Annotated in this window: 1 protein-coding gene; it reads right to left on the reverse strand. The window is 62.2% G+C overall.

Annotated features, from left to right (window positions below; all coding sequences use genetic code 11):
- Positions 1 to 53: 53 nt before the first annotated feature.
- Positions 54 to 16235, reverse strand: a complete 16182-nt coding sequence (locus V3587_RS18915; RefSeq protein ID WP_283377181.1) for a non-ribosomal peptide synthetase — start codon at positions 16233 to 16235, stop codon at positions 54 to 56.
- Positions 16236 to 16419: the final 184 nt, after the last annotated feature.

Raw genomic sequence — 16419 nt, forward strand, 5'->3', positions numbered from 1 at the left:
GCAAGGGGACCACGGGAGTGACAATTCCGGACCAAAGTCCCGGCCCGTTAGATCTACTGCACCCCAGTATGATTGCGATCCTTCGAATCCGAATCGACACCTTCGAGATAGCCGACGAGAACTTGGGCGACCTCCGCCAACACCTCAGTGCTCGACATTTCCGAGTGGGAGCAGTCGACCAGGTACGCCCGCAACGGCCCCACCAGTTCGGACCACCTTTCGACCAGGTGACGATGTTCAGGCAGATCATGCTGCGCCACAAACAGTTCCACTGACCCGAAATAGTGCCTCGGCGTGTGGTCCCGAACGATTCGCGACAGTTTTTCCACCCGACCCACTACGGATTCGAGTACCGTATCGGAAAGGAAATCCATACCGGTCTGCCTTCGGATCTCTGTCGCAACGTCTGTGAAAGTCAGTGCTGCAGTTTCAGTTTCAACCTCGGATAGCCCGATCTGCGCGAACAGTTCGGAAGGTTTCGGAGCCGCTTGTACCGATGGCATCATCTCCGGTAACAGCGCGTCGAGCATGACAACCGAACCGACCAGATCGCCGGCCTCTTCGAGCTGGCTCGCCATCTCGAGCGCGATCGTTCCGCCGGCAGACCAACCGAGTAGATGGTATTCACCCGACGGCTGCACCGTCCGTACGGCATCGACGTACCCCGACGCCAACTCCGCCACCGTGCCTGGCAATTCACCTGCTCCCGTTGCCTGGATGCCGTACACCCGTCGACCCCGCAGCTGACCGACGAGTCCGGCGTAGCACCAGGCGATTCCGCTGACCGGATGCACACAGAACAACGGCGGCCGTTGGTCATCGGGGTCGCCGCCGAGCATGACGACCGTGTCCAGCGGATCCGAACGAAGCGAATCACCCTCGAAGACATCGGCATGAACGAGATCCATCCGAGAGGCAAGCTCCGCCACAGTTCGGTCGGTGAAAATCCATTGAACCGGGAATTCCCTGTTCAGGCTCTCACGCAAGCGCGTAACCACTCGAACTGCACCCATCGATGTCCCGCCGAGCTCGAAGAAGTCGTCATAGCGGCCGACCGATTTCGCGCCGGTCACGCCCTCGAATGCCTGTGCCACGTGACGTTCGGTATCCGAGATGGGTCGATCCACACTCGACCCTGGCTGCGGTGAAGGAGCAGGAAGTGCCGCTGCGTCTATCTTCCCCGAAGCGAGCAACGGTACCTCGCCCACTATCGTCACCGACGAAGGCAGCAGGTGCTTCGGCAGCAGGCCGGAGACGAACCCGCGAAGCTCCGATTCCGTCGCCGAACCGTTTTCCGCCAGCGTTACGTACGAACGGAGTTCAGCGGCTCCGTGCCCGTCGTCACAGACAACGGTTACCGAGAAGGCCACTGCTCCATGGCTTGACAGGGCCGCGTCGACCTCCGCCGGTTCCACGCGGACACCCCGCACCTTCACCTGCGCGTCGTTGCGACCCAGGTACTCGAGCGCTCGGTCGTGACGCCTACGACGCACGAGGTCACCCGTGCGATACATCCGAGTCCCCACCGCATGAGGATTGGCAACAAAGCGCTCGGACGTCAGAGCCGGGGAAGCGACGTACCCCCGTGCCACATTCTCACCGGCGAGGAACAGTTCTCCCGCAACGCCATCCGGAACCGGTCGGAGCCTCTGATCGAGAACAAATGCTGTCGTACCAGGGACTGGAGTGCCGACAGTGACGTCCGCGTCAGTGATCCGTGCGGAAATCGATGCCGCGATCGTTGATTCGGTCGGTCCGTATCCGTTGACGATGCGATGTCGGGGTGACCACGCCGACGCAAGGCGCGCAGAGAGCGGCTCCCCCATCGATTCGACGATCAACGGTTGCACTGCATCCGGATCGACTGTCGCCAGGACCGTCGGCGTCACGATCAGATGTGTTACGTCGGCGGCTATCAGCAGATTCGTGAGTTCTTCTCCCCCGTAGACGAAGTCGGGAGTCAGAATCAGCGTTCCACACCCTGCAGCCGCGAGAAGGATCTCGATCACCGACGCGTCGAAGGTCGACGACGCCAATTGCAGGACTCGGGGGCCACGCTCGAGCTCGGCGATCTCGGCGTGGGCGGTGCAGACGTTCATGATTCCGCGATGTGAAACCTCCACGCCCTTGGGTCTTCCCGTGGAACCCGACGTGTAGATGACGTAGGCGAGGTTGTCGGGGTGAGCCGGCGTTGCCGATACCTCGGCAGCGCCACCAGCAGTGCGGGATTCGTCCATCGCCACCCACTCGACGCACTCGGGCAAACTCTCGGATGCACCTCCAGCTGTCAAACCGACAACCGAACCGCATTCCTCGACCATCGTCTGCCGGCGCGCTGTCGGCAGCGCCGGATCGAGCGACAGCCACGCTGCGCCTGCACGCGCTACTGCCCACAGCGCAACGATCCACAGATGCCCGCGCCCGAGCGCAACGGCCACCACGTCGTCGGGTCCGATTCCTCGGACCACCAACTCGCGTGTCCAGTGCGACGACTCCTCGTGCAGGTCGCGGTAAGTCCAGCGTCTGCCGTTCTCTTCCAGCGCGACGCCGTCGGGCGCCTGACGCAGAGCGCGTTCGAAAATGTCGGCAATCGTCAGAGGTTCGACGTGGCGAGGATTCGCAGCAGTCAGCGCCGAGCGTTCGAGTCCGGACAGCAGTTCGATCTCCCCGATCACAATCTCGGGTTCCGCGGTCACTGATTCGGCGATACGTCTCACCCGCTGCATGAACAGTTCCGCGGTCGACTCGCGGAACTTCTCCGTCGCATACAGCAATCGAATAGTCAGACTGTCACCGGTGTCGACCAGGTCCCACGTCAAGTCGTAACCCGTCGACGCCCCTGCGTTGTCGATGTCGAAGACGGTAATGCCGTCGATCTGCGGCAACTCCAGCGCTCGCCGGTACGCCAGCATGACCGTGAACAGCGGATGCTCGTTCATCCTGCGCGGCGGATCGACCTTCGCAACGACGTCGTCGAACGAGACGTCCGCGTTCGCCATTGCTTCCAGATCGGCACGGCGAACCTCGTCCAGAACAGCAGCGAAGCGATCGGTGGAGTTGATCCTCGTGCGCAATGCGACAGTACCCACCATCATTCCGGCGACGCTCAGCAGCGCCGGATCGTTCCGCAGACTCACAGCTGCTCCCACCACGACGTCGTCCGTGACGCACTCGCGAGCGAGCAGCACGGCAATCACGCTGTGGACGACCATGAATACCGTGACGCCATGCGAACGAGCCAACGCCGACAACGCGTCGTAGGTGGCGCCGTCGAGGACTTCCGTCACCATCTCCTCGGATCGTGAAGACACGGGACTCCGGGGGTTGTCGACGGGTAGAGCCAACACATCCTCGACGCCACAAAGTGCGTCCGACCAGTAGTCGAGTTGCCGGTGGGCCATGCTGAGAGAATCCTCGGGGTCACCCAAGCTCTCTCTCGCCCAGAAACTGTAGTCGCCGTAGCTGATCTCCCCCGACGAGCGATCCCAGGGAAGACCTGCCGACCTGGCCTCGAAGGCTGCCACGAAATCGGTCAGGATCGGGCCCATCGACGCTCCGTCGATCGCGATGTGGTGAACAACGATGACCAGGACCGTCAGTCCTGCAGAGTCGACTCCTGCCTTTTCGGTGAACACACGCACACGGAACGGAACATCTCGTTCGAGATCGAACGGCACAGTCGCGAATGCCGAAGCGCTCGCACGGATATCGCCGACGTATACCGCAGTGAGATCGAATGCAACAGAGTCCATTTCAAGTTGTTGCGGACCGAATTCGCCCGGAACACAGACAGTTCGCAATACGGCATGGTGATCGACGACGTCGCCGAGGGCGCTGCTCAAGACCGAACGATCGATGTCGTCTGCCAGGACCGCTGCAAACGTCAGGTTGTACGCAGTCGATTCCGGCTGAAGCTGATTGATCAGCCAGAGTCGTTGTTGCGAGGGCGCCAGCGGGGCCGGCTTGCCGGGATCACGTCGAGTCAGTTCGCGGCGTTTGCCATCGGACGCGCTCGCCGACAGCCACTGAGACATCGCTCGCGGCGACGGATTGTCGAAGACGGCGCGAACAGGCACATCTCGCGCGAAGATCGAGGCGAGTCGACCTGCCACCGCTGCCGCGGCCAACGAATCACCACCTGATTCGAACAGGTTGTGCAGAGCGCCGAAACTTCCGGACACGTGTTCCGACATGACAGCGGTGACGAGTTCCTCCGAAACCGTCACTGCTGCATCGGGCGCCTGGCTCTCGAACACATGGCGCCGCAACGCATCTGCGTCCAGTTTTCCGTTCGTCGTGAGCGGGATCGACTCCAATACGACCACGCGGCCGGGCATCAGATACGCAGGCAACATCGCGGCCAACTCGATTGTCAGCTGATCCGCCTCCACACCGTCGCCGACCGCACATGCAACCGCAATGTCGTCGACGAGGACAACCGCCGCAGCCTCGACGCCCGTGCACCGACGCAGAGCTGATTCGATTTCGGCGGGCTCGACGCGGATTCCTCGCACGCTCATCTGACGGTCGGAGCGTCCGACGAATCCGAGCGTGTCATCCGTGCGGCGATGAACCAGATCACCGGTCCGATAACGGCGGTGCCCACCGGGTGCTGCGATGAACGACGTGGCGGTGCCGGCAGGATCTCCGGCATAGCCCATCGCAAGCCCGGGCCCGCTGACGTACAACTCACCGATCCCGGCCCACGGCACCGGACGCAGTCGCGTATCGAGCACCTCTGCACCGATTCCGGCGAGCGGGACTCCGATGGTGACCCGATGATCCACCTCGGCGACAGTGGTGACCACCGTGCATTCCGTCGGTCCGTACGCATTGAGCATTCGCGCGCGGCGACTCCACGCACGCGCGGTGGAAGGTGAGAGCACATCGCCACCGACTGCCACCACCTCGAGCGAATCGAACCGCTCTGGAGCCATCGTGTCGAGTACGGCTGGAGTGGACAACATGTGAGTGACGCCGCGTTCTGCGACGAATTCTTCGAGTGCCCTTCCGCCGAAAGCCTCCCGAGGAGCGACCGCCAAGGTAGCCCCGGCGCCGATCGCCAACATCATCTCGAGGATTGCTGCATCGAACGTCGGTTTGTAACCGTGCAGCACAACCGAGTCCGAAGTCACGCCGTACTTGCGGACAGCATCGTCGGTCAGCAGGCCCAGTCCTCGGTGTGTGACTGCAACGCCTTTCGGTTCACCGGTCGACCCGGACGTGTGAACAACGTACGCGACTGAATCCGGATACTGCCGACCGGGAACAGGGCTGCGATCGGAGAGGACTGTGCGCAGCTGCTTCAGACGTGCCGGTGGCAGGTCGGGGTCGATCGGCACGAATGCCGCTCCCGTTTTCGAGATCGCCAACATTCGGACCAGGTACGCGATAGTCCGTACCGCCGGAATCTCGTACACGGCACCCGGTCCTGCTCCCCGAGCCACCAGTTCCCAGGCTTGGGCATCCGAGGCAGAGTCGAGTTCGGCATACGTCACCGTGCGGTGTCCGTCGTCGAGAGCAATGTTGTTCGGGAATCGCGCCGCGGTGGCGGCGAAGATCTCGGTCAGTGTGCGGGACGAATCGACCTCGGCAGCAGTCCAACTGGGCGCCGCGCCCACCACGAGATCCGAAACGAGTACTGGTACATCCTCGGCAATCGAGGTGAGCACTCTCGACAGCTGTCGGGTAACCGCGTCGGCGCTCGAAGGATCGAATGCGCTCGCGGCATAGATGAGCGCTCCGGTCAATGAACCGTCGTCAGCGGGTGCGAGCGAGACATGCATGGGGAACTTCGTTGTCGCGGTCTCGATTTCGCGAGCCTCGATCGTGAGGCCGGAAACCTCCACGGCAGGGATCGCGAAGTTCTGCAGACCCAGCGCAATCTGGGGAGTTCGTCCACCGAGCAGCTCACCAACCAACTCGGCAGGAACAGAGCTGTTTTCGAACGCTGCCACATCAGCATCGAAAGCTGCACCCAACAGAAGATCGATCGGCACGTCCCCGTCGATCCGAAGGCGAAGAGGCACCGTATCCACGAACATGCCGACCACGCCGTCGAGCTGAGGCGCCCGCCGTCCGTCGACAGCTGTCGCGATCACGACATCGGGATTTCCACTCAGCTTGGCAAGCACCACCGACAACGCCGCATGAACCACCGCGAACAGCGAGACCTTCAATCGGTCGGCTCGCGCCTGCAGTGCCGAGGTGATGACGGCTGGTATCACGAAGTTCACTCGCTGCGCTAAGGTATCCGGCCCGCCATCGGAGTGATCCACCGTCAGCGGAGACACAGATGTCACACCGTCCAGCGTTCGGCGCCAGAACTGCTCGACGACAGGGGAAACGTCACGTGCTGCCTCCCACGCGGCAAAATCCCCGTACTGGATCGGCAACGGAGACCATTGCGAATCCAGTCCAGCTCGTCGCTTGTCGTACGCGGTCAGCAGGTCGCCGACCACCGTTCGCATCGACACCCCGTCGACTGCGATGTGATGAAAGCTCACTGCCAGAACGTGCCTGACCGGTGACACCTGGAGCAGCATCCAGCGCACCGGCAGGTCTGCCGCTACATCGAAACCACGCGAGCCGAACTCTCGCAGCAGCACCTCGACCTCGATGTCGGCGACCAGCCGCGTTTCCATTGTCACGGAGGTCGGAGGATCCACGACCTGAACCGGTGGAGTGCCCGGATACCGGGTTCTGAGGACATCATGACGACCGACAAGATCCGTTGCTGCCTGACGCAGCGCCGCCGCGTCGAGTTCACCGTCGATCTCGATGCAGATCGGCAGGTTGTACGCGCCGCTCGCCGTGTTCCGCTGATTCAGTACCCACATCGCACGCTGGTTTCGTGACAGGGGTGCGGGCGTGGGGTCGCGGCGCGGTTCCAGTCGGACAAGATCGGTCACCGAGTCGTTCTGCTCGAGCGAATCGAGCCGGGCTGCCAACGCCGCAACTGTTGGATGCTCGAATACGGTCCTGAGCGGAACAACCAGCCCCAGAGTACTACTCAAAAGCGAGGTAACCTCCGCGGCCGACAGCGAGTTGCCCCCGAGCGAGAAGAAGTCTGCGTCGCGGTCGTCCTCATTCCCACCGAGGACGGAACCAAAAGCTCCGGCTACAACACGTTCGGTGGCGGTGGCCGGCCCCTCTGCACGGGAAGCATCCAGTGTCGGCGACGGGAGACGGGCGAAGTCGACCTTGCCGTTCCGCATCGGAAGCTCGCCCTCGATGTCGACGATGGCATGCGGAACCATGTACGTCGGAAGGACTTCTGCGGCGGCAGCGCGAAGTTGACCTGTGTCAACTCTTTCGGCACCTGAACTTCTCACGTAGGCGACCAACAGAGGACTTCCACCTTCGGCCGACCGAACCCCGACGACACAGAAGTCGACGTTCGCGACAGACTGAATGACTGCCTCGATCTCACCCGGTTCGATCCGGACACCGTTGACCTTCACCTGCACGTCGGTTCGCCCGAGATAATGCAGGCGATACGTATTTCCCTCGGATTTGGGGCTTTCCGGCTTCCACATCACCAGATCGCCCGTCCGGTACATCCGGGCGCCTGAACCGGTTGCCACGAATCGTTCCGCAGTTCGGGCCGGTTGGCCGGCGTAACCGCGAGCGAGCATTCGACCTGAGAGATACAGTTCGCCGGCGACTCCCGGCGGCACCGGTTCGAGTCGATCATCGAGCACGACGGCGTCGACCCCGGCCAGTGGATACCCGATCGATCCGTCGTGAGTGTCACCCGACAGTTGTTCGATCGACAGTGGTTCGGTAGCAAGCGAATACATCGTCGACTCGGCAGGTCCGTATCCGTTGATGACTCGGCGTCCGGCTTGCCAGCGCTTCGCCAACGCGCCGCCGAGTCGCTCGCCCCCGAACATCACCGTGGAAAGGTCCGGCAGCGAAGGATCGCCGATCGAGGCGACGACAGTAGGTGTGGCGCACAGATGAGTAATTCGCTCGCGCCTCAGTGCTGATGCGAGTCCCGAGCCGAACAGTTCTTCGTTCTTCGCCAGAACGAGCGTGGCCCCGGACGCACTCGCGATGAGCACCTCGAGCAACGTCATGTCGAATCCTGGCGCTCCGCGATGGAATACGCGAGAACCTGGCCCAGCCGAGAATCGACCGGGCAGGTCTTCGGCGATCACACCGAGCCCGCCGTTGGTCACGACCACAGCCTTGGGGGTTCCGGTCGTTCCTGACGTGAAAACTACGTAGGCCGCCAGGTTCTCGGAATATTCGCGCACCGAGTCGGTGACTTTCTCACCACCAGCGTTGCGGCCGCCGATCGCTCCGGTGCCCAGTGTTTCGAGGACATCGCGTACTCGCGCCTGCGGCTGTTCCGGGTCCGTCAATGCCGGAGCTGCACCGACCTTCGCGATTGCCCACAGTTGCACGATCGACGCAATCGACCGATCTGCAGTCCAAGCAGCGACCTGGTCGACTCCAACTCCCCGGGAGCGCAACTCGTCGGCTGCGACATCCGACTGGGCATCGAGTTCCCGGTAAGTCAGTGTATTGCCCTCACCCTCGACCGCCACAGCGTCCGGGGCGGATTCGACGCCGAAGCGCAGCATGGAGGCAAGTGTCGTACCGGAAAGTCGAGATCGATCAGGCCGGTCGACCGCGCCATGTACGGGGACGAGAAGAGCTCGTTCCGCACTGTCCAACAGGTCGATTTGCCCTACGGCGACATTCGGGTCGACAGACACTTGATTCAGGAAGCGCTCGAACCGGCCCGCAAAGCTCGATACCGTCAGATCATCGAATAGATCAGCGTTGTAGACGAATTCGAGACCGAGTTCGCCCCCGACCCCCTCGTCCGTGACGTTGACCTGCAGATCGAAATTTGCGTGCCTGACTTCAGGAGCAATCTGTGTGATGTCCAGCCCTGGTATCGACCACGCGGCGGTCTCAGCAGTTCGGAACGAGAGCGCCACCTGGAACAACGGATGTCGCGAACGCGATCGCGGTGGGTCGATCAGATCGACCAGCGATTCGAAGGGCATCTCTGCGTGCGCGAACGCCGCTACGTCACGCTGACGAACCTGCTCGACCAACCGGCCGAACGAGTTCGACGGATCGACTTCGGTTCGAAGAACAATCGTGCCGGCAAACATGCCGACCAGCTCGTCGAGTTCAGGTGTGACGCGTCCGGACACAACAGTGCCGACAGCTACGTCATTGCTACCGTTGTACCTCGCCAACAGCGCCGCGAGAGCGGCGTGTACAACCATGAACATGGTCGCGTTGTTCGATCGTGCGAGTGTCTGAAGGCCCGTTCGTACCGAACCTGAGATCTCCACCCGACAGCTCGACGCACGGGCGAACGTCGAACGTGGACGATCGAGGGGAAGCGTCACCTGCTCGGGAAGTCCTTCGAGAGCCTGCATCCAGTAGCTGCGTACCGTCTCGGGAATCCCCGATTCCCTTTGCCATGCACTGTAATCGGAGTATTCGAGCGCGAGCGGCGACCACTGCGGAGCGTGCTGCGCCGAGCGGGCGATGTACGCCGCAGTGAAGTCGCGGACCAACAATTCGAGTGATCGAGCGTCGGCGGCAATGTGATGGACGACGACAGCCAGGATGTGCTCGACAGGTGAAACCTGGAGAAGTGCCGCACGTACGGGCGGATCAACGGTGACATCGAAGCCCGAACCCACCAGTTCTGCTACACAATTCTCGGCGTCGCCGCCGTCGAGTGCCTCGAGCTGAAAGGCCGGAAGCGCATCCGCGGCGTCGAGCACCGTCTGAACCGGGCCGCCGCCGACAACCGGGTACACGGTCCGCAGGGTGCGATGGCAATTGATCACGTCACGAATTGCCAGTTCGGCCGCAACCACGTCCAGCTCGCCTGCCAAGCGCAGCACGATCGGGATGTTGTATCCGGCGGAGTCTGTATCCAACTGATTCAGAATCCACATTCGATGCTGGGAAGCTGACAGGTGCACTTCCGTGTTGTCCGAACGAGGCCCCAAGGACACGTCAGACGCGTGCTCCGCGCCGGTTCGCCCTACACCTATCCGCGCAGCAGCGATGTCTGCGAGCTGATCGACGGATGGGTGCTCGAACACATCGCGGACGTCGAGGTTGCAGCCCAGGGCGGAGTTCAGACGCGACGAAAGACGAGTGGCGATCAAGGAATTGGCGCCTTGATCGAAGAGGTTCCGGACCGGATCGACATGCGGAACTTCCATCAAATCGCTCAGAATAGCTGCGACTGTCTGCTCGAAGAAGTCTCGCGACTGCCGAGTCGGCTGCGTGAGAGACACCGGGGTCGGCAACGATGCTCGGTCGATTTTGCCGTTGATCGTGACCGGTAATGACGCGAGCGCCATCAAAGCCGACGGAACCATGTGCGCGGGCAGCAACGAACGAGCAGTCCGCAAGACGCCGTCGAGGTCGTGTCCGCTCCCCGGGGTGATGTAACCGACCAAAGTCGGCCCGCTGTCGAGTTCTCTCACCACTACCGCGGCCTGCTCCACCGACGTGTGAGCCAACAGCGCGGATTCGACCTCGCCCGGTTCGATGCGGTAACCGCGCAGTGCCATCTGACCGTCGGCGCGGCGAACATATTCGAGTCGGCCGGCTCGCCAACGGACCAGATCGCCGCTGCGGTACATCCGTGATCCATCGAATCCGGGTTCAGGCACGAATCGCGAAGACGTCATCGCGGGTCGACCCAAGTAGCCTTCGGCCACCTGCGGACCCGCAACATACAGTTCGCCGACAGATCCCGGAGGGACGGGCTTCAACGACGCGTCCAGTACGTAGCTGCGCAACCCTGGTAGTGGGGACCCGATCGGCGAGACAGTCTCGTCACCGGGGACAAGGTCGAAACTGGTGACATGGACTGTGGTTTCGGTGATTCCGAACATGTTGACGCCCCGCACGTCCGGGTGCCGATCGAACCAAGCCTCCACGCGCCCGGCGTCGAGGCGATCACCGCCGAAAACAATCGTCCGGAGCGGAAGCAGCATTTCCTGCGTGACTTCCGCCAACGCATAGAAGGCGGCCGGGGTCTGATTGAGAACGGTCACTCGTTCCCGCACAATCAGATCCGCGAATCTTTCGGGTGAGCGCGCGACATCACCGTCCACGATCACGAGGGATCCGCCAGTGGTCAACGAACCCCACATCTCCCAGACCGAGAAGTCGAATGCGTACGAATGAAACATCGTCCACACATCTTCGGCGTTGAAGTCGAAGATCTCTCGGGTCGAGGCGAGCAGCGCCAACACGTTGTCCTGAGACACCACTACGCCTTTGGGAGCTCCAGTTGATCCGGAAGTGTAGATCACGTAGGCGGCGGACTCCGACTGTGCAACGGGCCAGTCGGCCGTAGCGTCAGTCGTCTCGTCCACGAAGATGACAAGTTGCTCGTACCCAACGAACCGCCCAGCAGATTCGTCCGTCGACAGAATCGCTTTCGGGCCTGCATCGGCAAGTACGTAGTGGATACGAGCGTCGGGATACTGCAAGTCGATCGGTACGTACGTCGCGCCCGCGCGAACGACAGCGATGATGGCTACGACGAGGTCGACCGATCGAGGCAGGGCGACCGCCACGCGATCACCGACTCGAATTCCTCGATCGATCAAGACAGCGGCAAGGCCCTCCGAACGAACTCGCACCTCTTCATAGGTGAAACGAGTATCGCCACTCGACACCGCGATTGCATTCGGATGCCGGGCTGCGACGGCCCCGAAGAGGTCAGGCAGCGACTGCGCGACAATCGACGGCGCCGGCACCCGAGCCGACAATTCTTCGCGTTCCGCAACACTGAGAACATCGATGTCACGCAACATGATTGACGAGTTCTCGGTAATCGAGCCACACACTCGACGAAGCCGCTCGACCCAGCTCTGCACGGTGCCTGCATCGAACAAATCGTCGGCATATCGGAATGTACCGCGAATACCGCTCGCGTCTCCGTCAATCGTACGATCCTCGCGCACAGTCACTTCGAGGTCGAAGCGAGGGTGCACGGGGGGTAGCGGAGTGCCGTGCGCCGTCAGAGTTCCCATCGCGATCTCGGAGTCGGGCGCTACCGGATCGACAGCGAGAACAACTCGGAGGAAAGAATTCTTCTCGCCCACGGCCCCACCGACCGCACGGTCGACCACCCAGTCGAACGGAACGTCGGCATTGGACAGGGCCGCCACATCAACCTCGCGCACCTGAGTCAAGAACTCACCGAACGTGTCTCCGCCGCGAAGGAGCGTTCGCAGCGCGACGGTCCCGACGAACATACCGACGACACCGTCGAACGAAGGATGCGTTCGTCCGGAGGTCGGGGTCCCGATGACCACATCGGACGCACCGGTGATCTTGCTCAGTGCGATCGCAAGGCAGGCGTGCAACACCATGAAGGTTGTGCAGTCGTGCGCGCGAGCGATCTCGTTCAGCGCCGCATGGATAGGTGAGGGCAACTCGAACGCCACGTCCCGCGCCGACGACGGTTGGTCCGGCCGGCGGGATCTGTCCACGGGAAGCGCCAGAGTCGGATCAACACCGGCGAGTGTGTCGGACCAGAATTCCAGCTGGCGTCCTGCCAAGCTCTGTGGATCCGCGGGATCACCGAGAATGGTTCTGTGCCAAGCGGAATAGTCGCGGTAGTCGAGAGCGGGCGAAGGCCAGATCGGCGACCGTCCGTCGGCGCGAGCGTCGTACGCCGCGACGAGGTCCGAGACGATCGTCGCGAACGAAAGGCCGTCCAGGGCGACGTGATGGGCAACCACGGTCATGCGGTGGTCGGCGTCGCTGCCGGAGGCGAGGATCAAGCGAAGAGGCGCATCGGTCGCCAGGTCGAAACCCGCCGCAACCAAATCCGCTGACGCAGCCTCGTAATCCTCGGACGCAACCTCGATCAGAGTCACCGGAGTCGCGGTCGCAACCTGGATCGGCCACGCATCGTGATTCTGGTCGAACGAGAAAACAGTACGCAAGACGAGATGGCGATCGGTCAGGTCACCTACCGCCGCCCTCATCGCCTCGATATCCAGAGCACCACTGAACGCGACCTCGAACGCAATGTTGTACGCCGACGACTGGGGATCCAGACGGTTGAGTAACCACAGGCGTTGTTGCGCCGGTGCGATTTCCACGACGAGGTCGTCCGAAATGCGTTGGGGTTCCACCATCCACTCCGCCCGCCCCGCACGGATCACCCGGGCCAGGCGCGCCGGCGTCGGGGCACCGAACACGTCCCTGACACCAACCCGTCTTCCGAGAGCGGAACTCACTCGCGCGGCAACATACACGGCGTCGAGTGAACTACCGCCCCAGGCGAACAAGTCGGAGTGCGGTCCGAGAACTCCGACGCCGAGGACCTCGGCCATCACCGAGGCAATCAATTCCTCGTCGTACTCGATCGGACGGTTGACCGCCGCGCGCTGCTCGGCCGGCGCGGACGACGCCGGTTCGGGGAGCGCTGAACGGTCAGTCTTTCCATGGCTCGTGACGGGCAATGCTGCCAATATAGTCACCGAACTCGGCAGCATGGAACGAGGAAGTCGGGAAGCCAGATGATCGAGCACCATCGTCTGGCTCAACGGATGAGCTGCACCTTCGGCCACGGTCACATACGCCGCAAGCGACCCGGATCGCTCGACCACCGCTGCTTGCGCAACGCCGGGAGTCGACAGGAGCACAGCCTCGATCTCGCCCAGTTCGACGCGTACTCCACGGATCTTGACTTGTTGATCAGAGCGACCCAAGAACTCGAGTTGACCGGCATCGTTCCATCGCACGACATCCCCGGTGCGGTACATGCGCTCGCCGGCACCAGTGGCACCAAAGGGCGCAGCGACAAAACGCTCCGCGGTGAGCGTCGGAGAAAGGTACCCTCGCGCCAGTCCGTGTCCCATCACGTACAGCTCCCCCGCGGCGCCGACCGGAGTGGGCAGCAACGACGAATCCAACACCACAGCGGAAACGCCGTCGATCGGGCGCCCGATCGGAGTATCACCACCAGGCGCGAGCGGCTCGCTCATGAATGCCGCGACGGTTGCTTCACTGGGCCCGTACGAATTCACGATGTCGACGTGACTCGACCACGCATCCACTAGCGCTCCCGGCGGTCGCTCGCCGCCGACGTTCAAGACTCGAAGTTCCGGCAAAGCCCGAGGATCCATCGTCAACGGAACCGATGGCGTCGAGTTCAGGTGCGTGACACCTTCGAGCCGCAAATAGTCTTCGAGGTCCACTCCGCCGATCAATCCGGGAGGAACGATCACTGCGGTCGCGCCGCAGCCGTGTGCAAGCAGAATCTCGAGGATCGCCACGTCGAACGATGTGTTTGCAAGGAGCGCGACGCGGGAGGAACTATCGATGTTCAGACGCCGTGCGTGAGAACGCAGCAACGGCACAATGCCTCGGTGCGTGACCGCGACACCCTTCGGTCGCCCGGTAGAACCAGAGGTGTAGACCACGTAGGCGGTGTCGTCCAGAGACAGGTCGGCGATAGATGAACCCGCCCCCACGCGTCGATCCACCGGCCCTTCGACGGTCTCGTCGCCACTGGGATCAACGACGCACACCCAAGCCGGCACGTCCACGAGTTCGCCACCGACCACAACGGACACGTCGGCGTCGTCGAGAATGAAAGCGACACGCTCGGAGGGTGTTTGAGGATCCACGAAAAGAAGGACAGCACCAACCCGCACTACCGCGTGGAATGCAACTACGGAATCGGTCGAGCGCTCGGTGAGGATCCCGACGACGTCGCCTCGTCCGACTCCGTTCTCCACGAGCAAGGCGCAGAGTGCATCCGCGCGAGCGCCGAGCTGGTCGTAAGTGACGTCCACACCTTGCTCGCGGATCGCGACAGCACTCCCCTGCCTTGCGCCGCCTCTGATGACCGAATCGAGCGTCGCGAATCCGTCCGTCCGCGGACCCAGCGCAGGGACCAGATCCTTCACTTCATCCGTCGAGAGGATGGGGAGGTCACCGAGCGCACGGGTAGCCGAGTCGAGGAACCCCTCGAGTAGCCGAACGAACTGACGATGATGCATCGCCAAGTCACGTTCGCTGTAGAGGTGCGGATTGGCTTCGAAGGAAAGGCGAACGTTCTCCCCCGCGATCGACGGATAGATGCTGAAGAACAGGTCTTCGGTGGGGCCGGATGTGAGGACGTGAAACTCGCCGACGACGTCGCCGAGCCGAATGGCTTCGTGAAACATCATGACGTTCACGGCCGGGCCCGCCGCCTCACGGGATCCGCCCTGACCTTCCTGGAAGCCCATGTCCTCGTAGCGGAATCGCTGGTGGCGTAGCGCACCGGTCATTTGAACCGAGATCTGACGCACCAGTTCTTGTGGCGACAGATCCCGTTCGAGTTGCGCACGAACAGGCACGATGTTGGACAGCATCCCACCTGAACGTTTCGACGTCGCCGTGGTGCGGCCGGACACCGGCAAGCTGAGGACTACGTCATCGGAATCAGTCATGCGACCGAGATAGGACGCGAATGCACCGACGAGGACCGCCACCTCGGAGGTAGTCCACTCGGTCGCGACATCCGAAAGCTGTTTTGCAAGAGTTGGATTCAGTGTCCGCACCATCATGCGCTGCGGCATGGACGTCAGGCCGGCGCCGTCGGCGAGGCGAACCGGGCGGGGCAGGCCTTCGGACATCTCCGTCCAGTACTGCTCGTCCGATCGATACCGCGACGAGGATCGGTAGTCGACGTCGAGGTCATGCAGTGCACGTACCCCGAGACCACCGAAAGGAGTCAGCGTCTTGCCATGAACCAGATGCGAATAGCGCTCGGCCACCCGAGCGGTGAGTGTCATCGCCGCATGTCCGTCGAGCACGAGGTGATGGGCGTGCGAGTACCAGTAGTAGTGCTCATCTGCCAGGTGAAGCAAGGTTGCCGAGATCAGGCGGTCAGACATCACGTCAAGTGGCCGTGAGTATTCCGCTGTCATCCACTCGTTCGCGCGCTGAACCGGGTCGCGGTCGCTGCGTAAGTCGAGGTATGCGAGATCGTCGACGATCGAATGATCGACGACCTGTGCCGGCTCGGCATCGGTAGCGACGAGGCGAACGAACGGCGACTCCAATTCATGACATGCCGTATTCGTTGCCTCGATCAGCGCGTCGACGTCAACCGGTCCGCGTAGTTCCACGTACTGAGCCACCACGAACGGAGTTGACGGACTCAATTGCTGCGCGAACCACAGCGCGAGCTGAGCCCGAGACAACGGAAAAGCACTCAACCCGTCACCTCACATTTCACCAGCCTTGTTTTTCACGAACGTTCGGTGGCTGATCACGTGAATCCATGGGAGCGAACACCACGAACGGCCGAACCGAACCCTACTGTCTCGTCTAAGTTTTCACCACTGGGCCAACACTGCTAGACATGTCGACGCAGCTTTCACGCACTCAAACGTCAGGAGC

It is taken from the genome of Rhodococcus sp. IEGM 1306 (genome assembly GCF_036541985.1).
GTDB lineage: Bacteria > Actinomycetota > Actinomycetes > Mycobacteriales > Mycobacteriaceae > Rhodococcus_F > Rhodococcus_F qingshengii.